Annotated in this window: 12 protein-coding genes and 2 pseudogenes; 13 read left to right on the top strand and 1 reads right to left on the bottom strand. The window is 63.7% G+C overall.

The features are described from left to right. The first annotated feature begins 1 nt into the window (after position 1). From QCE63_RS34190 to QCE63_RS34155, 8 genes and pseudogenes are all read left to right on the top strand, one after another. A pseudogene (locus QCE63_RS34190) lies at positions 2-1,746 on the top strand (carbamoyltransferase). A 32-nt stretch (positions 1,747-1,778) separates the two neighbouring features. Beyond that, positions 1,779-2,794, top strand: a pseudogene (locus QCE63_RS34185) (glycosyltransferase). Beyond that, on the top strand, positions 2,791-4,011 hold the full coding sequence (locus QCE63_RS34180) for a glycosyltransferase family 9 protein (RefSeq protein ID WP_309839535.1): 1,221 nt from the start codon (positions 2,791-2,793) through the stop codon (positions 4,009-4,011). Before QCE63_RS34185 ends, QCE63_RS34180 begins: the two are co-directional and overlap by 4 nt. After that, positions 3,899-4,798, top strand: coding sequence for a glycosyltransferase family 4 protein (locus QCE63_RS34175; protein WP_309839754.1), 900 nt, complete (start codon positions 3,899-3,901; stop codon positions 4,796-4,798). The genes QCE63_RS34180 and QCE63_RS34175 overlap by 113 nt, the downstream gene beginning before the upstream one ends. Before the next feature lie 27 nt (positions 4,799-4,825). Continuing rightward, positions 4,826-5,818 (top strand): SDR family oxidoreductase, encoded by a 993-nt coding sequence (locus tag QCE63_RS34170; protein ID WP_309839534.1) that lies wholly within the window; start codon positions 4,826-4,828, stop codon positions 5,816-5,818. A gap of 122 nt (positions 5,819-5,940) precedes the next feature. Further along, positions 5,941-6,195, top strand: a complete 255-nt coding sequence (locus QCE63_RS34165) for a hypothetical protein (protein ID WP_309839533.1) — start codon at positions 5,941-5,943, stop codon at positions 6,193-6,195. 50 nt (positions 6,196-6,245) lie between these two features. After that, complete coding sequence (locus tag QCE63_RS34160) at positions 6,246-7,415, top strand: zinc-dependent alcohol dehydrogenase (protein WP_309839532.1); 1,170 nt, start codon at positions 6,246-6,248, stop codon at positions 7,413-7,415. Positions 7,416-7,534: 119 nt separating this feature from the next. After that, positions 7,535-8,095, top strand: a complete 561-nt coding sequence (locus tag QCE63_RS34155; protein WP_309839753.1) for a hemerythrin domain-containing protein — start codon at positions 7,535-7,537, stop codon at positions 8,093-8,095. A gap of 6 nt (positions 8,096-8,101) precedes the next feature. Here the strand turns inward: QCE63_RS34155 and QCE63_RS34150 are convergent, their stop codons facing one another. Continuing rightward, positions 8,102-10,420, bottom strand: a complete 2,319-nt coding sequence (locus QCE63_RS34150; RefSeq protein WP_309839530.1) for an FdhF/YdeP family oxidoreductase — start codon at positions 10,418-10,420, stop codon at positions 8,102-8,104. Positions 10,421-10,625: 205 nt separating this feature from the next. On the opposite strand from QCE63_RS34150, the gene coxB reads away from it, so the two are divergent. From coxB to QCE63_RS34125, 5 genes are read left to right on the top strand one after another with little or no spacing between them, the layout of a single operon-like run. Continuing rightward, the gene (gene coxB / locus QCE63_RS34145; RefSeq protein ID WP_309839529.1) at positions 10,626-11,582 is read left to right on the top strand and encodes a cytochrome c oxidase subunit II; all 957 of its coding nucleotides are present in this window, start codon (positions 10,626-10,628) and stop codon (positions 11,580-11,582) included. After that, positions 11,579-13,501 (top strand): cytochrome c oxidase subunit I, encoded by a 1,923-nt coding sequence (gene ctaD, locus QCE63_RS34140; protein WP_309839528.1) that lies wholly within the window; start codon positions 11,579-11,581, stop codon positions 13,499-13,501. The genes coxB and ctaD overlap by 4 nt, the downstream gene beginning before the upstream one ends. Then, a complete protein-coding gene (locus tag QCE63_RS34135) occupies positions 13,498-14,142 on the top strand; it encodes a cytochrome c oxidase subunit 3 (protein WP_309839527.1) in 645 nt (214 codons plus the stop codon). Before ctaD ends, QCE63_RS34135 begins: the two co-directional genes overlap by 4 nt. Next, positions 14,139-14,474 carry a hypothetical protein gene (locus QCE63_RS34130; RefSeq protein WP_309839526.1) on the top strand — a complete coding sequence of 112 codons (336 nt, stop codon included), beginning with the start codon at positions 14,139-14,141 and terminating at the stop codon, positions 14,472-14,474. The genes QCE63_RS34135 and QCE63_RS34130 overlap by 4 nt, the downstream gene beginning before the upstream one ends. Beyond that, entirely contained in the window at positions 14,453-15,385 is a 933-nt protein-coding gene (locus QCE63_RS34125; protein WP_309839524.1) for a cytochrome c oxidase assembly protein, read from the top strand. Before QCE63_RS34130 ends, QCE63_RS34125 begins: the two co-directional genes overlap by 22 nt. Positions 15,386-15,387: the final 2 nt, after the last annotated feature.

Below are 15,387 nucleotides of genomic sequence, written 5' to 3'. Positions count from 1 at the left end.
CATGTACACATTGGGAATCAATGCGGTTTATCACGACAGCGCGGCCGCGCTCGTCAAGGATGGCGTCGTCGTCGCGGCGGCCGAGGACGAGCGCTTCACGCACGTCAAGCATGCGAAGCGCCCGTGCCGTTCTCGACATGGCAGCTTCCCTTCGACGCCATCGACTATTGCCTGAAGGAAGCGGGCATCGAATTGGCCGACATCGACCACATCGCGTATTCATACGATCCGCATCTTTTCTCCGGCATGCCGAAGGACGCGAAGGCGAGCATCGCGCTGCCGATGATGCCCTCCGAACAGGCGATGAGCAATCCGTCGGAATCGCCGTGGGACCCGCTATTTCTGAGCTATATCGTCAATGCGAAGGGACAGTTGATCGACGGCGCGCCGCATCATCTGAAGAAGCGTTTCGCGAGCGGCGGACGCGCGCCGCGCTTCGCATGGCACAACGTCGATCATCATCTGTGTCATGAAGCGAGCGCGTTTCTCGCCGCGCCCTTCGACGACACCGCCGTGCTCACGATGGACGGTCGCGGCGAAGGCGTCACGACGAGTCTCGGGCAATTCGTGAACGGCGAGTATCGACGGTTGAAGCAAGTGGAGTTGCCGCATTCGCTCGGCCTGCTTTATGAAGCCGTGACGGGTTATCTCGGCTTTCTGCATTCATCGGACGAGTACAAGGTCATGGCGCTCGCGTCGTTCGGCAAGCCCGCCTATGTCGATCAATTTCGCGAGGTCGTGAAGTATCGCCATGATGGCAGCTATACCGTGGATGCGCCGCGTCTCGTCGAACGCTTCGGTCCCGCGCGCGAACGCGGCGGCCCGCTCACGCAGCATCACTTCGATATCGCGCATTCGCTGCAAGTGGTGCTCGAAGAAACCGCGCTGGAACTCGCGAAGTGGCTGCATGAAAAGACAGGTCTTGCGAATCTCGCGATGGCGGGCGGCGTCGCGCTCAACTGCGTGATGAACGCGCGGCTGCGCGATCGCGGACCGTTCGAAGAAGTCTGGGTGCAGCCCGCCGCGGGCGACGCCGGCACCGCGCTCGGCGCCGCGTTGTGGACGGACTATCGCGAGCGTGCGAAGGCCGGCGATCGCAGCCGCAAGTGGCAAATGAATCACGCGTATCTCGGCCCCGAGTTCGGCGACGAAGAGATCGAAGCGTTTCTCAAATGGACGCGCGCGCCGTATCGCAGGCTCACGAATATCGCGGATGAAACCGCGGACATTCTTGCGCAGAACCGCGTGATCGGCTGGTATCAGGGCCGCACCGAATTCGGGCCGCGTGCGCTCGGCGCGCGCTCGATCCTCGCATCGCCGATCCATGCGGACATGCAGGCGCGCCTGAACGAGATCAAGGATCGCGAGGACTTTCGCCCTGTCGCGCCCGTCGTGATGGAGGAGCACGCGGCCGACTGGTTCGTCGATGCGCGCATCGCGCCGTTCATGCTCTTCGTGTTCGATGTGCGTCCCGAGATGAAGGCGCGCATTCCGGCGGTTACGCATATCGACGGCACCGCGCGCGTGCAGACCGTCAATCGCGCGCAGCACGCGCTTTACTACGATCTGCTGGCCGCGTTCAAGGCCCGTACGGGCGTGCCGGTGCTCGTCAACACGTCGTTCAATACGCGCGGCGAGCCGATGGTCAACACGCCGCGCGATGCGCTCGAATCGTTCTGGACGTCGCCGCTCGATGCGCTCGTGATCGGTTCGTTTCTCGTCGAAAAACCGGGTACGCGCACATGAGCACCTGTGCCGGCCTTTTCGAAAACGGCGAGATGCGCGCGACGGATGCGCCCGCTCTCGCACGCGGCGATTTCATTCCCGACGTGTCCGTGATCGTGCCGACGTACCGCCGCCCCGCGATGCTCGAACGTTGCGTGCGTGCGCTCGCCGCGCAAGCCTACGATCCGGCGCGCTATGAAGTCATCGTATGGGACGACGGCCCCGACGATGCCACCAGCGCATGCGTGCAACGTCTCGCCGCATCGCACGCGCAGCATGGGCCGAACATCCGCTACGTGCCGGTGACGGGCACACAAGGCCCGGCGGGCGCGCGCAATGCGGGCTGGCGCGCATCGCTGGCAAGACGCATCGCCTTCACCGACGACGACACCATCCCCGATCCGCAATGGCTGCGAACGGCATGCGCGCGCTCGATGAAGGCGCGGACGCGGTATCGGGGCGCATCGTGGTGCCGTTGCCGAAGCGTCCGACCGATTACGAAGTCGATGCCGCCGGACTCGCGCACGCCGAGTTCGCGACCGCGAATGCGTTCGCGACACGCGCCGCGCTCGAACGCACGGGCGGCTTCGATGCGCGCTTCACATCCGCATGGCGCGAAGACTCCGATCTGCAATTCGCGTTGATGCGCGCGGGACTGTCGATCGCCCGCGCCGAAGACGCGATGGTGCTGCATCCCGTGCGCCCCGCGCGCTGGGGCATGAGCATCGCGCAGCAGAAGAAGAGCCAGTTCGATGCGCTGCTCTACAAGAAGCATCGCGCGCTCTTTCGCGAGCGCATCCGGCGCAATCCGCCGCTTCTTTACTATGCGATGCTCGCGGCGCTCGTCGCGGCGATCGTGTCGATGTTCGCGGGCGCGCCGCGCGTTGCCGCAATCGCAGCACTCGCATGGGCCGCGATGACGCTGTGGTTCAGCATGCAACGCCTGAAGACGACATCGCGCGCGCCCGCGCATATCGCGGAAATGCTGTGGACATCGGCGATCATTCCGACGCTGTCGATCTACTGGCGCATACACGGCGCGTTCAAGTTCAGGGTGCTCTTCCTATGATCGAACGCATCGTGATCTTTCGCGCGCTGCAACTCGGCGACATGCTCTGCGCCGTGCCCGCGTTGCGCGCGCTGCGGCGTGCGAATCCGCGCGCGCATATCGCGCTGATCGGCTTGCCGTGGGCGCAGCGTTTCGTCGAGCGATACGCGCATCTCGTCGATGAACTGATCGTTTTTCCGGGCGCTATCGGCTTTCCCGAGCAGGAAGAAACGAACGCGCATCTGCCCGCGTTTCTTCATGCGTTGCGCGAGCGCCGCCTCGATCTCGCGATTCAGTTGCATGGCAGCGGCGGCGTGGCGAACGATATCGTCGAAGGCATGGGCGCGCGTCTGAACGCGGGCTTTCTCAAGCACGGCGAGCGCATGCGCGAAGGCGTCTTCATGCCGTGGCCCGACGATTTGCCCGAGCCCGCGCGATACGCCGCGCTGATGCAGCGTCGTGGCATCGACGTGCATGACCTCGATCTCGAGATTCCGCTGACACAAGACGACAGGCACGAATGCAATGCGCTCATCCACGCCTGCGCGCTCGATTGCGACAAGCTCGTGCTCGTGCATCCCGGCGCGCAGTTGCCCTCACGCCGATGGCCCGTCGAGCGCTTCGGCGAAGTGGCGCGCGCGCTGTCGCAAGCGGGCTGGCAGATCGCCGTCACCGGTAGCGCGAGCGAAGCGCCGCTCACCGCGCGCGTTGCAGGCGATGCGGGCGCGCATGCCATCAATCTCGCCGGACGCACATCGCTCGGCGCGCTCGCCGCGCTCGTTGCGAAAGCGAGGCTCGTCGTGTGCAACGACACGGGCCTTTCGCACGTCGCCGCCGCAATGCGCACGCGGAGTGTCGTGATCGCATCGGGCAGCGATACGCGCCGTTGGGCGCCGCTCGATCACGCACGGCATCGCGTGCTCGCGGACTGGCCCGCGTGCCGCCCGTGCGCGTTCCGCGAATGCCCTTACGGCCACGAATGCGCGCTCAATATCAGCGTGCAATCCGTGCTCGATGCGGCCTTCGCACAGCTTCAGGAAACCGTTCGAGAGGAGACGCCTGTTCATGCCCACGACTATTTCCCGGCGCTTGCGTGTGCTCACGTGGCATATCCACGGCAATTACCTGTATTACCTGAGCCGGGCGCCGCACGATTTCTTTCTCGTCACGCGTCCCGGTTATCCGCCGGGCTATGCGGGCACGGCCGGCGCTTTGCCGTTCGGCTCGAACGTGCATGAAGTGCCCGCGAGCGAAGTGCCGTCGCAGAGCTTCGATGTCGTCCTGTTTCAGCACAAGCATCAATGGGACGACGACCGCCTCAATCTTCTGACCGATGCGCAACGCCGCCTGCCGCGCGTCTATATCGAGCATGATCCGCCGCAGGAGAATCCCTTCGGGCATAAGCATTGGGTGCAGGAACGCCACACGCTGCTCGTGCACGTCACGCACTTCAACCGGGTGATGTGGGACAGCGGCGAGACGCCCACGCGCGTCATCGAGCATGGTGTCGTCGTGCCGAAGGACGTGCGCTACAGCGGCGAGATTGAACGCGGCATCGCAGTGATCAATCATCTGCGCCAGCGCGGCAGAAGGCTCGGCAACGATGTCTACACGCAAGCGGCCGCGCGCGTGCCGCTCGATCTCGTCGGCATGGATGCGCAGTCGGCGGGCGGCATCGGCGAAATCGGCAATCCGGACCTGGCGGCATTTGTCGCGCGTTATCGCTTCTTCTTCAATCCGATTCGCTGGACGAGCCTCGGCCTCGCGATCGTCGAGGCGATGACCATCGGCATGCCGGTCGTCGGGCTTGCGACCACCGAGCTTTCCACCGTGATCCGCAACGGCGAGAGCGGCTACATCGATACGAATGTGCAGGCGCTCATCGACGCGATGCAGCATCTTCTGCGCGATCCCGCCGAAGCGCGGCGGCTCGGCGAAGGCGCGCGGCGGACCGCGCTCGAACGCTTTCACATCGCCCGCTTCGCTCACGACTGGGACGAGGCGCTGCGTTACGTGTGCAGCTAGCGAATAATTCCGACAGGACGGGACGACATGAGAGAAGCGTATAGAAAGCGGATTCTGGTGACGGGTGGCGCAGGCTTTCTCGGCTCGCATCTGTGCGAGCGGCTGCTGGCACAGGGTCATGACGTGTTATGCGTCGATAACTTCTATACCGGCACGAAGGACAACATCGCGCATCTTCTGGACAGCCCGAACTTCGAACTGATGCGGCACGACGTGACCTTCCCGCCCTATGTGGAAGTGGACGAAATCTATAACCTCGCGTGCCCTGCTTCGCCGATTCACTATCAGCACGATCCCGTGCAGACGACGAAGACGAGCGTGCACGGTGCGATCAACATGCTCGGCCTCGCGAAGCGCGTTCACGCGCGCATCTTTCAGGCATCGACGAGCGAAGTCTATGGTGACGCCAACGTGCATCCGCAGCAAGAAGCATACTGGGGCAACGTGAATCCGATCGGTCCGCGCTCGTGCTACGACGAAGGCAAGCGTTGCGCCGAAACGCTCTTCATGGATTATCGGCGGCAGCATGGGCTTTCAATCAAGATCGCGCGCATCTTCAACACGTATGGGCCGCGCATGCATCCGTCGGATGGGCGCGTGATATCTAACTTCATGATGCAGGCGCTTTCCAGCCAGCCGATCACCGTGTACGGCGAAGGCACGCAAACGCGCTCGTTCTGCTATGTCGACGATATGGTCGATGCGTTCATCCGTCTCATGAATACGCCCGACGAACTGACCGGCCCGATGAATCTCGGCAATCCGCACGAGCTTTCGATGCTCGATATCGCGCGGCAGATCATCGAACTGACGGGTTCGTCGTCGGAGATCGTGTTCAAGCCCTTGCCGATGGACGATCCGTGGCATCGTCAGCCGGATATCTCGCTCGCGCGCGATGCGCTCGGCTGGTCGCCCTCCACGCCGCTCGACGAAGGCCTGATGCGCACCGCGCAGCATTTTCGCCGGGTAATCGAAGCCCTGCAAGTGCGCAACGCTCAGTCTCCTCAGGCCATGGCGTAAGCACCCAGTCCCCGATCGGAAGGTGTCCATGTCTCCGACAAAGCGCGGATGCACGACGCGCGAGGCATAACGATTGCTCGAATCGTCGGCAATCAACCTCAACCGTTTTGAAGGAACCAGCGATGCAAAACGAACCATCTGATCCCGTCGAGCGTGCGGACGAACGCCGAAAGGTGCTTGGCGAAGGCGATGTCAAGGAAAAGCACGACGGCACGATCGAGCAGCGCGAGCACGGGAACATGGACTCGAGCCTTGTGCCGAAGGGCAAGGATCATCCGGAGGAAGGCCCGTACGTCCCCGAACACGATCATGTCGATCCGGACCTCGAGCCCTTGAGCACAAGCGGCAGGCCGGGCAAGTCCGACAACGAAGCCTAGGATCGCTACACAGCGCACCGCATATCGCAGGAAAACCACACGAGGCGTCCATGAAAGCACTCATCTGGCACGGCAAGAAGGACATTCGATACGACACGGTTCCCGACCCTGGCATCGAGCATGGCCGCGACGCGATCATTAAGGTTTCGACCTGCGCTATCTGCGGCTCCGATCTTCATCTGTTCGATGGCTTCATGCCCGGCATGAAATCGGGCGACGTCATGGGTCACGAATTTATGGGCGAGGTGGTCGAGGTAGGCCGAGACAATTCCGCGCTCAAGATCGGCGACCGTGTGGTCGTGCCGTTCACGATCATCTGCGGCGAGTGCGACCAATGCAAACGGGGCAATTTCTCGGTCTGCGAGCGCTCCAATCGAAACAAGGACGCTGCCGATAAGCTGTTTGGCCACGCTACGGCGGGCTTGTTTGGCTACACGCATTTGACCGGCGGCTACCCCGGCGGGCAGGCCGAATACGTGCGCGTGCCTTTCGCGGACAAGACGCATGTGAAAATCCCGGACGGGCTGACCGACGAGCAGGTGCTGTTTCTCGGCGACATCTTCCCGACGGGGTGGCAGGCGGCGGTGCAATGCGAAATCGAGCCGACCGATACCGTTGCGATCTGGGGCGCCGGTCCCGTCGGACAAATGGCGGTACGCAGTGCGCTGCTGCTCGGCGCGAAACAAGTCATCGTGATCGATCACGTGCCCGAGCGTCTGACCATGGCGCGCGCGGCCGGCGCAATCTCGATCGACTTCAAGGAAGAAAGTGTGCTCGATCGCCTGCGAGACCTGACGCAGGGCAAAGGTCCGGAGAAATGCATTGACGCTGTGGGCATGGAATCGCACGCGACGCGCTCGTTCGACGCCCTATACGATCGCGCCAAGCAGGCGGTCATGTTGGAGACCGACCGGCCGCACGTGCTTCGCGAAATGATTTACGTCTGTCGTCCGGCTGGCACGCTGTCGGTGCCGGGCGTGTATGGCGGACTGATCGACAAGATACCGTTCGGCGCCGCGATGAACAAGGGCCTCACCTGGCGCATGGGACAGACGCACGTCAACCGCTGGACCGACGATTTGCTGCGCCGTATTCAGGAAGGACAGATCGATCCTTCGTTTGTCATCACGCACCGCATGCGTCTGGAGGACGGTCCCTCGATGTACAAAACGTTCCGCGACAAGGAAGATGGCTGCATCAAGGTAGTCCTTAAGCCCTGACGGCGGCGCAGCCCACCATGTTCAGGGAAAACCGATCGCTAACTCGAAAGTCCCCATCATCACAGCAGCCCCGCCATGCGGCTGAGGAGTCACCGTGGACATGATCCTGCTCCCCTTCCATCACGACGATCATCCGCATGGATCACACCCATGTGATGGCGGTTTTTCATCGCTACCACGCCGAAATGTCGTGGTGGAGAAAGCGCGCCATCGTCGAGCTCGCCTGCACGGCGCTGGAAATACATGCGCAACTCGAAGAAGAGATCTTCTATCCCGCGCTTGGCGAGGCGATGGCCGGAGACGAACGCCTCACGAAGAGTAAGCCCGAGCACGACAAGATGCGCGAAGATATCGCCAAGCTGCGCGCGATGGGCCCCCACGACGCTGCCTACGATGCGCGCTTCATGCAGCTCATGCGTGAAGTGATGCATCACGTCGCGGATGAGGAAACGGTGTTGCTGCCCACCGCCGAGCGCGCGCTCGCCTCTCGTCTATCCGAGCTCGGCATGCGCATGACGAAGCGGCGTATGCAGCTCGTCGCGCAACGCCGGCCCGGCGCGATCGCGGCGAATACCGTGGGCACGTTTCCGCTCGCGTCGTTCACGTTGATTTCCATCGGCGTGCTCGCGCTCACGCACTGTCTGAGGCCTGCTTCCGCGCGCCGCGGATATCGCGCGTAACGGCGCTCAAGGCTCGCGCGGCGTGCCGTTCACCTCGACGATATGAACCGGGATGGACTTCGCGCCGGGCACCTTGCTTTCCTTCGCGTAGTGCCATAGCGGCATCAACGGATTGCACTCGGGGTAATAGCCGGCAATGCATCCCTGCGGTATGTCGTACGGCTCGATGCGCAGGCCCACGACGCGCCGCTCGAAGCCGTCGTCGGCGATCGTTCGCAAAGTCACGCGATCATTTTTTTTAAGACCGTGGCGCGTCATGTCCGCCTCGCACATCAGGATCACCATGCGGCCGCCGCTGATGCCGCGAAAGCGATCGTCGTGGCTGTAGATCGTCGTGTTGAACTGGCTGTCGCTGCGCAGCGTCATGAGCCGCAGCGATTGCGGCTCGCGCTCGGGCATGTCCGGATCTTCACCGATGGTCTCGGGCACGAAGAACTCCGCCTTGCCGCTCTTCGTCTTCCACTTGCGCTCGCGCGCGGGCAGATCGCGCGGGAAGCCGCCAGGGGTCCACATGCGCGCATTGAAGTCATGAAAGGTCTCCGGATACGTTTTCGCGATCTCATCGCGTACGAGCGCATAGTCGTCGCGCCAGCGTTCCCAGTCGACGGTCGAACGCTCGCGGAGCGTATGTTTTGCCAACTCGGCGACGATATGGGGCTCCGAGCGCGCATCGGCCGATGCGGGCTCGGCCACGCCGCGCGAGCCGTGAATGCAGCCCGTGCTGTCTTCCATCGACACCGCCTGGGCGCCGCTTGCCTGCGTATCGATCTCAATGCGGCTCAGGCATGGCAGAATGTAGGACTTCTCGCCGTGCACGAGGTGACTGCGATTGAGCTTCGTCGCGACATTGACCGTAAGCTTCAGATTGCGCCACGCTGGTTCAATGCGCAGACGGTCCGGCACCGATCGCACGAGATTGCCGCCGAGATTGACGACCGCGCTCACCTTGCCATCGAGCATTGCTTCGAAGGTCTCGACGATATTCATGCCTTTCTCGCGTGGCGGCTCGAAGTTGAACTGGCTCGCGAGCTTGTCGAGCGGCGCGAGCTCCGGCTTCTCGGTGATGCCGACCGTGCGCTGTCCTTGCACGTTCGAATGCCCGCGAACGGGCGAGGGCCCCGCGCCCGGCTTGCCGATGTTGCCGCGCAGAAAGAGCAGATTGCATAGCATGCGCACGTTCTGCACGCCCTGCCTGTGTTGCGTGATGCCCATGCCGTAATGCGCCATCACCGCGTTCGCGCGCATGTACTCGGCGGCGGCGGCTTCGAGATCGGCACGCGGCAAACCCGCCACACGTTCGATATCGTCCCACGACGCGGCGCGCACATAATCCGCGAATGCTTCGAAGCCCACCGTATGCGTTTCGATGAACTCGACATCGAGCACGCGGGGCTCGACGAATTCCTTCGCGCGGTCGTCGGCGTGAACGACGGCCTTGCACATGCCGAGCATCGCGGCCGTGTCGCCGCCGGTCTTCACCTGATGATATTGCGTGCTGATCACCGTATGCGCCGGTGTCATCATCTCGAGCGGCGATTGTGGATTGGCGAACTTGATGAGCCCCGGCTCGCGCAAAGGGTTGAATGTAATGATCGGCACACCGCGCTTTCTTGCGTCTTGGAGCTGATGCAGCATGCGCGGACTATTGGTCCCGACGTTCTGCCCGAAGAAGAACATGAGATCGGTCTTCTCGAAGTCCTCGAGCCTGATCGTGCCGACGCCCACGCCGATCGCGGCCTTCAACCCGACGCTCGTGCTTTCGTGACACATGTTCGAGCTGTCGGGCAGATTGTTGGTGCCGTACATGCGCGCGAAAAGTTGGTACATATACGACGTTTCGAGCGATGCCCTTCCCGATGCATAGAACGACACGCGCTTCGGATCGAGCGCCCGCAACTCGCGACCGATGTCCTCGAATGCTTCGTCCCAGGTGACGCTCACGTACTTGTCGGTGGCGGCGTCGTAGCGCAGCGGCGCGGTGAGACGCCCCGCGTCTTCGAGATCGTGGTCGTGCCATGCGCATAGCTCCGTCACCGTGTGCAGCTCGAAGAACTGCGGCGTCATGCGCTTCGCGGTCAGGTCCCACGCGGTCGCCTTCGCGCCGCTCTCGCAGAACTCGAAGGTATGCGGGTCCGCCGGCTTGGCCCAAGAGCAGCTCACGCAGGCGAAGCCATCGGGCTTATTCTGCTTGAGCAGGACCGTGCTGTCCTTCAGCGGCACCTTTTCCTGGACGAGCGCGCCCGCAACCGCTTTCAGCGATCCCCATCCACCCGACGAATACGGGTATGCGGCGCTCTTGCGAACGCCGTTGTCTGATTGGGCCATGTTCTTTGCCTCCCACGTGTTCGATGTGTTTGCATCACGCGCGAGCAAATGGCGTTCCCTTTCGAGGGCCTTCGGCAAAGCGACCCACTTGTGCATGATATTCGCGAATTTCCGGTGGAACAACGATTGCTTGGTCGAGTGTGGCTGTCGGGTTTCTGTCCATTTCCGACGCCGCGCACCCCCTTAGGACAATGGCCGACGTACCATGCAAAGCGCCCTGATCCCCGCCGGCATCCAGGCCAGCCGCATCCTCGATCTCTGGCATCTGACACTGGCAGTCTGCTGCATCGTCTTCGCGGCGATCCTGCTGGCCTGTCTGATCGCGATGGTGCGCGCCCCGCGCGCCAACCGCGCGACGCCAGCGGACGCATCCACGGTGAATCGGCCGCAACCGCGCATGCGCTTTTGGGTGACTGCGGCGACCGGGCTTTCAGTCCTCCTTCTGTTTGGGCTCGTACTCGCTGACGTCCTCACCGACCGTGCGTTGTCCCGTATGCCGGTCGACCATGCGCTGCGCATCGAAATGACGGGCTATCAGTGGTGGTGGCAGGCGCGCTATCTGTCCGACGGCGGTGCGCCCGGCTTCACGCTCGCCAACGAACTTCATGTTCCCGTGGGTCGCCCGGTCGTCGTCGCGCTAAAAGCTGCCGATGTCATCCACACGTTCTGGGTGCCGAACCTGCACGGCAAGAAGGACATGATCCCGGGACGCGACGCGACCATCGAGTTTCGCGCGGACCAGCCGGGCGTCTATCGCGGTCAGTGCGCAGAATTCTGCGGCTACGAACACGCGCTGATGGCCTTCTCCGTCACCGCCGAGCCGCCCGCGCAATACGAAGCATGGGCCGCACGGCAGCGCGCGCCGGCGGCGGAAGCGTCGGACAGTCTCGCCGCACGCGGCCGCGACGTGTTCTTGACCCAGGATTGCGCGCGCTGCCATAGCGTTCGGGGCACGCCCGCGCAGGGAACCATCGGTCCGGACCTGACGCACGTCGCGAGCCGCCAATTCCTCGCCGCCGGCACGCTCGCGAACAATCGCGGCAATCTCGCTGGCTGGATCGTCGATCCTCGCACGCTCAAGCCGGGCACGGTGATGCCACCCACACGCCTGCCGCCCGACGACCTGCAGGCGCTGCTCACGTGGATGGAGACCTTGAAATGAGCGATACGCGACTGACGGACGGTCCGCGCGCAGCGCCCGAAGCGCGCGACGCGCTCGCGAGAACCTGGAGCGATTCGCCCGGCTTCATAGGCATGTTGAGCGCTATCAATCACAAGACGATCGCACGGCGTTTCATCGTCGCGACGTTCGTGTTCTTTCTGCTCGCCGGATTGCTCGCGCTCATTATGCGCACGCAGCTCGCGCGTCCGGATCAGCGCCTGATCGGACCGAACCTCTACAACGAGCTCTTCACGATGCACGGCACCACGATGATGTTCCTCTTCGCCGTGCCGGTGATGCAGGCGGTCGCCGCCTATCTCGTGCCGCTCATGATCGGCGCCCGGAGCATCGCGTTTCCGCGCATGAACGCCTATGCATATTGGGTGTTCCTGTTCGGTGGATTGCTGTTGTTCGGCGCGCTCGCCGTGAACACCGCGCCCAACGCCGGCTGGTTCAGCTACGTGCCGCTCGCCGGGCCCGACTACTCGCCCAACAAGGGCGCCGATATCTGGGCGCAGATGATCACCTTCACCGAACTGTCCGGCTTGCTCGAAGCGGTCGTGCTCATCACGACGATCTTCAAGATGCGCGCTCCCGGCATGTCGCTCAACCGCATGCCGCTGTTCGTCTGGGCTACGCTCGTCACACAGTTCATGGTGATCTTCGCGATGCCCGCTGTGATGCTGTGCAGCACCGCGCTGATTCTTGACCGGCTCGTCGGCACGCATTTCTATAACCCGGCAAAAGGCGGCGATGTCTTGCTATGGCAACACCTCTTCTGGTTCTTCGGTCATCCGGAGGTGTATCTGGTCTTCATCCCGCCGCTCGGCTTCATTTCGTCGATCATCCCGACCTTCGCGCGCCGTCCGGTGTTCGGCTATCCGGCGATGGTGCTGTCGCTGATCGCCACCGCGTTCCTCGCGTTCGGGCTGTGGGTGCATCACATGTTCGCGACGAACATCCCCGAGCTCGGCAAGAGCTTCTTCACCGCCGCCAGTCTGATGATCGCGATTCCGTCGGCGATCCAGATCTTCTGCTGGATCGGCACGCTCTGGACCGGCAAGCTGAATCTGCGCGTGCCGCTGCTCTTCGTGCTCGCGTTCTTCTTCATCCTCGTGATGGGCGGCATGACCGGCATCATGGTCGCGTCCGTGCCGCTCGATTTGCAGGTTCACGATACTTACTTCGTCGTCGCGCATCTGCATTACGTGCTGTTCGGCGGGGGCGTATTTCCGCTCTTCGGCGCGTTGTTCTACTGGTTCCCCAAGTTCGCGGGACGCATGCTCGACGAGCGTCTCGGCAAGTGGCAGTTCTGGCTCTTCTTCATCGGCTTCAACGTGACCTTCTTTCCGATGCATCTGCTCGGGCTCGAAGGCATGCCGCGACGCGTATGGACCTATCCGCACGGGCTCGGCTGGGACGGCATGAATCTCACCGCGACGATCGGTGCGTACATGATCGCGCTCTCCGTGCTGCTCTTCATCGTCAATGTCGTGAAGAGTGTGCGCAGCGACGAACGCGCTCCTGCGGATCCATGGGGCGCGGGCACGCTCGAATGGAGCGTGCCGTCACCGCCGCCGCCGCATAACTTCGATGCAATACCGGTCGTGCACGGCCGCGATCCGCTGTGGGAGCCTTCCGCGCAGCCCGTCTTCGTCGCGGGGCTCGCCGCCGATGCACGCGAGGTGCTGGTCACGAGCGTTCCCGATGCGCAGCCCGATTACCGTCCGCTGTTTCCGAAGCCATCCGTGTGGCCGTTCGTGAGCGCCGTGGCGACGACCGTACTTTTCATCGGTTCGATCTATACGCCGTGGGCGATCGTATGGGCATCGCTCCCCGTTGCGGTCGCGATGATCGGGTGGTTCTGGCCGAATCGCGCGGAGAACCGGCTCGCCGTCGCCCGGGAGCGCCAGCCATGAGCGCCGAAACACGCACGGCCACATCGCGCCCCGAGGAGAACGGCACTGGCCAGCTCGTGCTCGACGTACGAGCCCTGCCCACCTTCGCCTTCAGTCATCGCAGCCTGATGTGGTGGAGCACGGCCGGCCTGATGCTGATCGAAGGCACGGTGTTCGCCATCGCGGTGATGATGTACTTCTATCTGCGCACGCGCGCGCCGGCCTGGCCGATGGCCGCCGACGCGCCGCGCTTGCTGTGGGGCACGCTGAACACGGTGGTGCTGATCGCGAGCCTCTGGCCCAACCAGCTGGCAAAGAACGCCGCAGAACGCGGCGATCGCAGCAAGGCCGCGCTCTGGCTGACGGTCTGCCTCATCGCGTCGCTGGCGTTTCTGGCGATACGCGGACTCGAATTCGCGTCGCTGAACGTGAGCTGGTACACGAACGCGTATGGATCGGTCGTCTGGCTGCTGCTCGGGCTGCACACGACTCACCTCATCACCGATACCGTCGATACGGCCGTGCTCACCGTGCTTCTCTTCACCGGGCCGTTCGAAGGCAAGCGCTTCGTCGATGTCAGCGAGAACGCACTCTATTGGTACTTCGTCGTGTTGAGCTGGCTGCCGATCTATGGCGTGATCTACTGGGCGGCGCGGCTATGAAAACCTGGCTCGCGCTGCTCGGCGCTCCATCGATCGTGCTCGGCTGCCTCAGCGTGAATTACGCGCTGGTGACGCCCGCATGCCGGCTCGGAGGGCAGGCGTTGCTGCACGGCGTGAGCGGCGCGAGCGCGATCGTGTGCGTGGCCGCGACGCTGCTCGCCTGGCAGCGCTGGCGCGACGCGCGGCGTGCGCTCGCCCTGCCGACGCCCGATACCGCCGCTCGCCCCGCGCGCCCCGCGTTCCTCGCCGCGGTGGCGGCAGGCGTGGGCGTGCTGTCGATCTTGTCCGTCATCGCCATATCGATACCGCAATGGCTTCTGTCCGCGTGTTGAAACTCGCGCCGCTCTGCGCCCTCCTCGCGTGTGCCGATGCTCACGCGCATGTCCTCGCCGACACGGCGGAGGCGTCGCCGCTCGCATGGACGTTCGAGCCGTGGGTCGTCATCGTGCTGACAGTGAGTGTGATGCTTTATCTCGTCGGATATGTGAGGCTGCGCAAGCGCGGTGCGCAAGGCCGCCGCGAGCGCGCGACAAGGCTCTTTGCGTTCATCGGGGGCTGGCTCACGCTCGTGGCCGCGCTCGTGTCGCCGCTGCACGCGCTGAGCGAATGGCTGTTCTCCGCGCACATGCTCCAGCACGAACTCTTCATGCTCGTCGCGGCGCCGCTGCTCGTCATCGGTCGGCCCCTCGCCGTGTGGCTGTGGGCGTTCCCGGCGGATGCAAGAATTCGCATCGGCGCGGCGACGCGCTCGCGCTGGATAAGACTGCCGTGGCGCTGGCTCACATTGCCACTCGTCGCGTGGACGCTGCACGCCGCCGCGCTTTGGATCTGGCATGCGCCGCGCTTCTTCGAAGCGGCGCTCGCGCGCCCCGGCATCCACACGCTGCAGCATGCGAGCTTTCTCGCGAGCGCATTGCTCTTCTGGTGGACCGTGTTCGGCCGCGCATCGGAGACGCAAGGCGCGTCGAACGCGCACGCGATGCTTTCCCTCTTCACGACGATGGTTCACACCGGCGCGCTCGGCGCACTGCTTACTTTGGCGCCGGGCGTCTGGTATCCGTCGTGCATCGAGACGACGCGCGCGCTCGGCTTCGATCCGTTGCAGGATCAGCAACTCGGCGGCCTCGTGATGTGGGTCCCGGGCGGGCTCGCCTATCTGATGGGCGGCTTGCTCGTCGGCGCGCGCTGGCTGATGCGACGCCCGCCGCCGCGCTTGGGCGAGCGCATCTCCCGCGAGGGATGACA

This window comes from Caballeronia sp. LZ065 (assembly GCF_031450975.1).
Lineage (GTDB): Bacteria > Pseudomonadota > Gammaproteobacteria > Burkholderiales > Burkholderiaceae > Caballeronia.
This window is presented reverse-complemented; position numbering and strand designations above follow the sequence as displayed.

What these genes read in the sequence shown, in the direction of transcription:
- ctaD (WP_309839528.1), top strand. Translation starts at nt 11,579, where the DNA reads ATGAGCGATACGCGACTGACGGACGGTCCGCGCGCAGCGCCCGAAGCG.
- QCE63_RS34180 (WP_309839535.1), top strand. Translation starts at nt 2,791, where the DNA reads ATGATCGAACGCATCGTGATCTTTCGCGCGCTGCAACTCGGCGACATG.
- QCE63_RS34165 (WP_309839533.1), top strand. Translation starts at nt 5,941, where the DNA reads ATGCAAAACGAACCATCTGATCCCGTCGAGCGTGCGGACGAACGCCGA.
- QCE63_RS34125 (WP_309839524.1), top strand. Translation starts at nt 14,453, where the DNA reads ATGGCTTCTGTCCGCGTGTTGAAACTCGCGCCGCTCTGCGCCCTCCTC.
- QCE63_RS34150 (WP_309839530.1), bottom strand. Translation starts at nt 10,420, where the DNA reads ATGGCCCAATCAGACAACGGCGTTCGCAAGAGCGCCGCATACCCGTAT.
- QCE63_RS34160 (WP_309839532.1), top strand. Translation starts at nt 6,246, where the DNA reads ATGAAAGCACTCATCTGGCACGGCAAGAAGGACATTCGATACGACACG.
- QCE63_RS34130 (WP_309839526.1), top strand. Translation starts at nt 14,139, where the DNA reads ATGAAAACCTGGCTCGCGCTGCTCGGCGCTCCATCGATCGTGCTCGGC.
- QCE63_RS34170 (WP_309839534.1), top strand. Translation starts at nt 4,826, where the DNA reads ATGAGAGAAGCGTATAGAAAGCGGATTCTGGTGACGGGTGGCGCAGGC.
- coxB (WP_309839529.1), top strand. Translation starts at nt 10,626, where the DNA reads ATGCAAAGCGCCCTGATCCCCGCCGGCATCCAGGCCAGCCGCATCCTC.
- QCE63_RS34135 (WP_309839527.1), top strand. Translation starts at nt 13,498, where the DNA reads ATGAGCGCCGAAACACGCACGGCCACATCGCGCCCCGAGGAGAACGGC.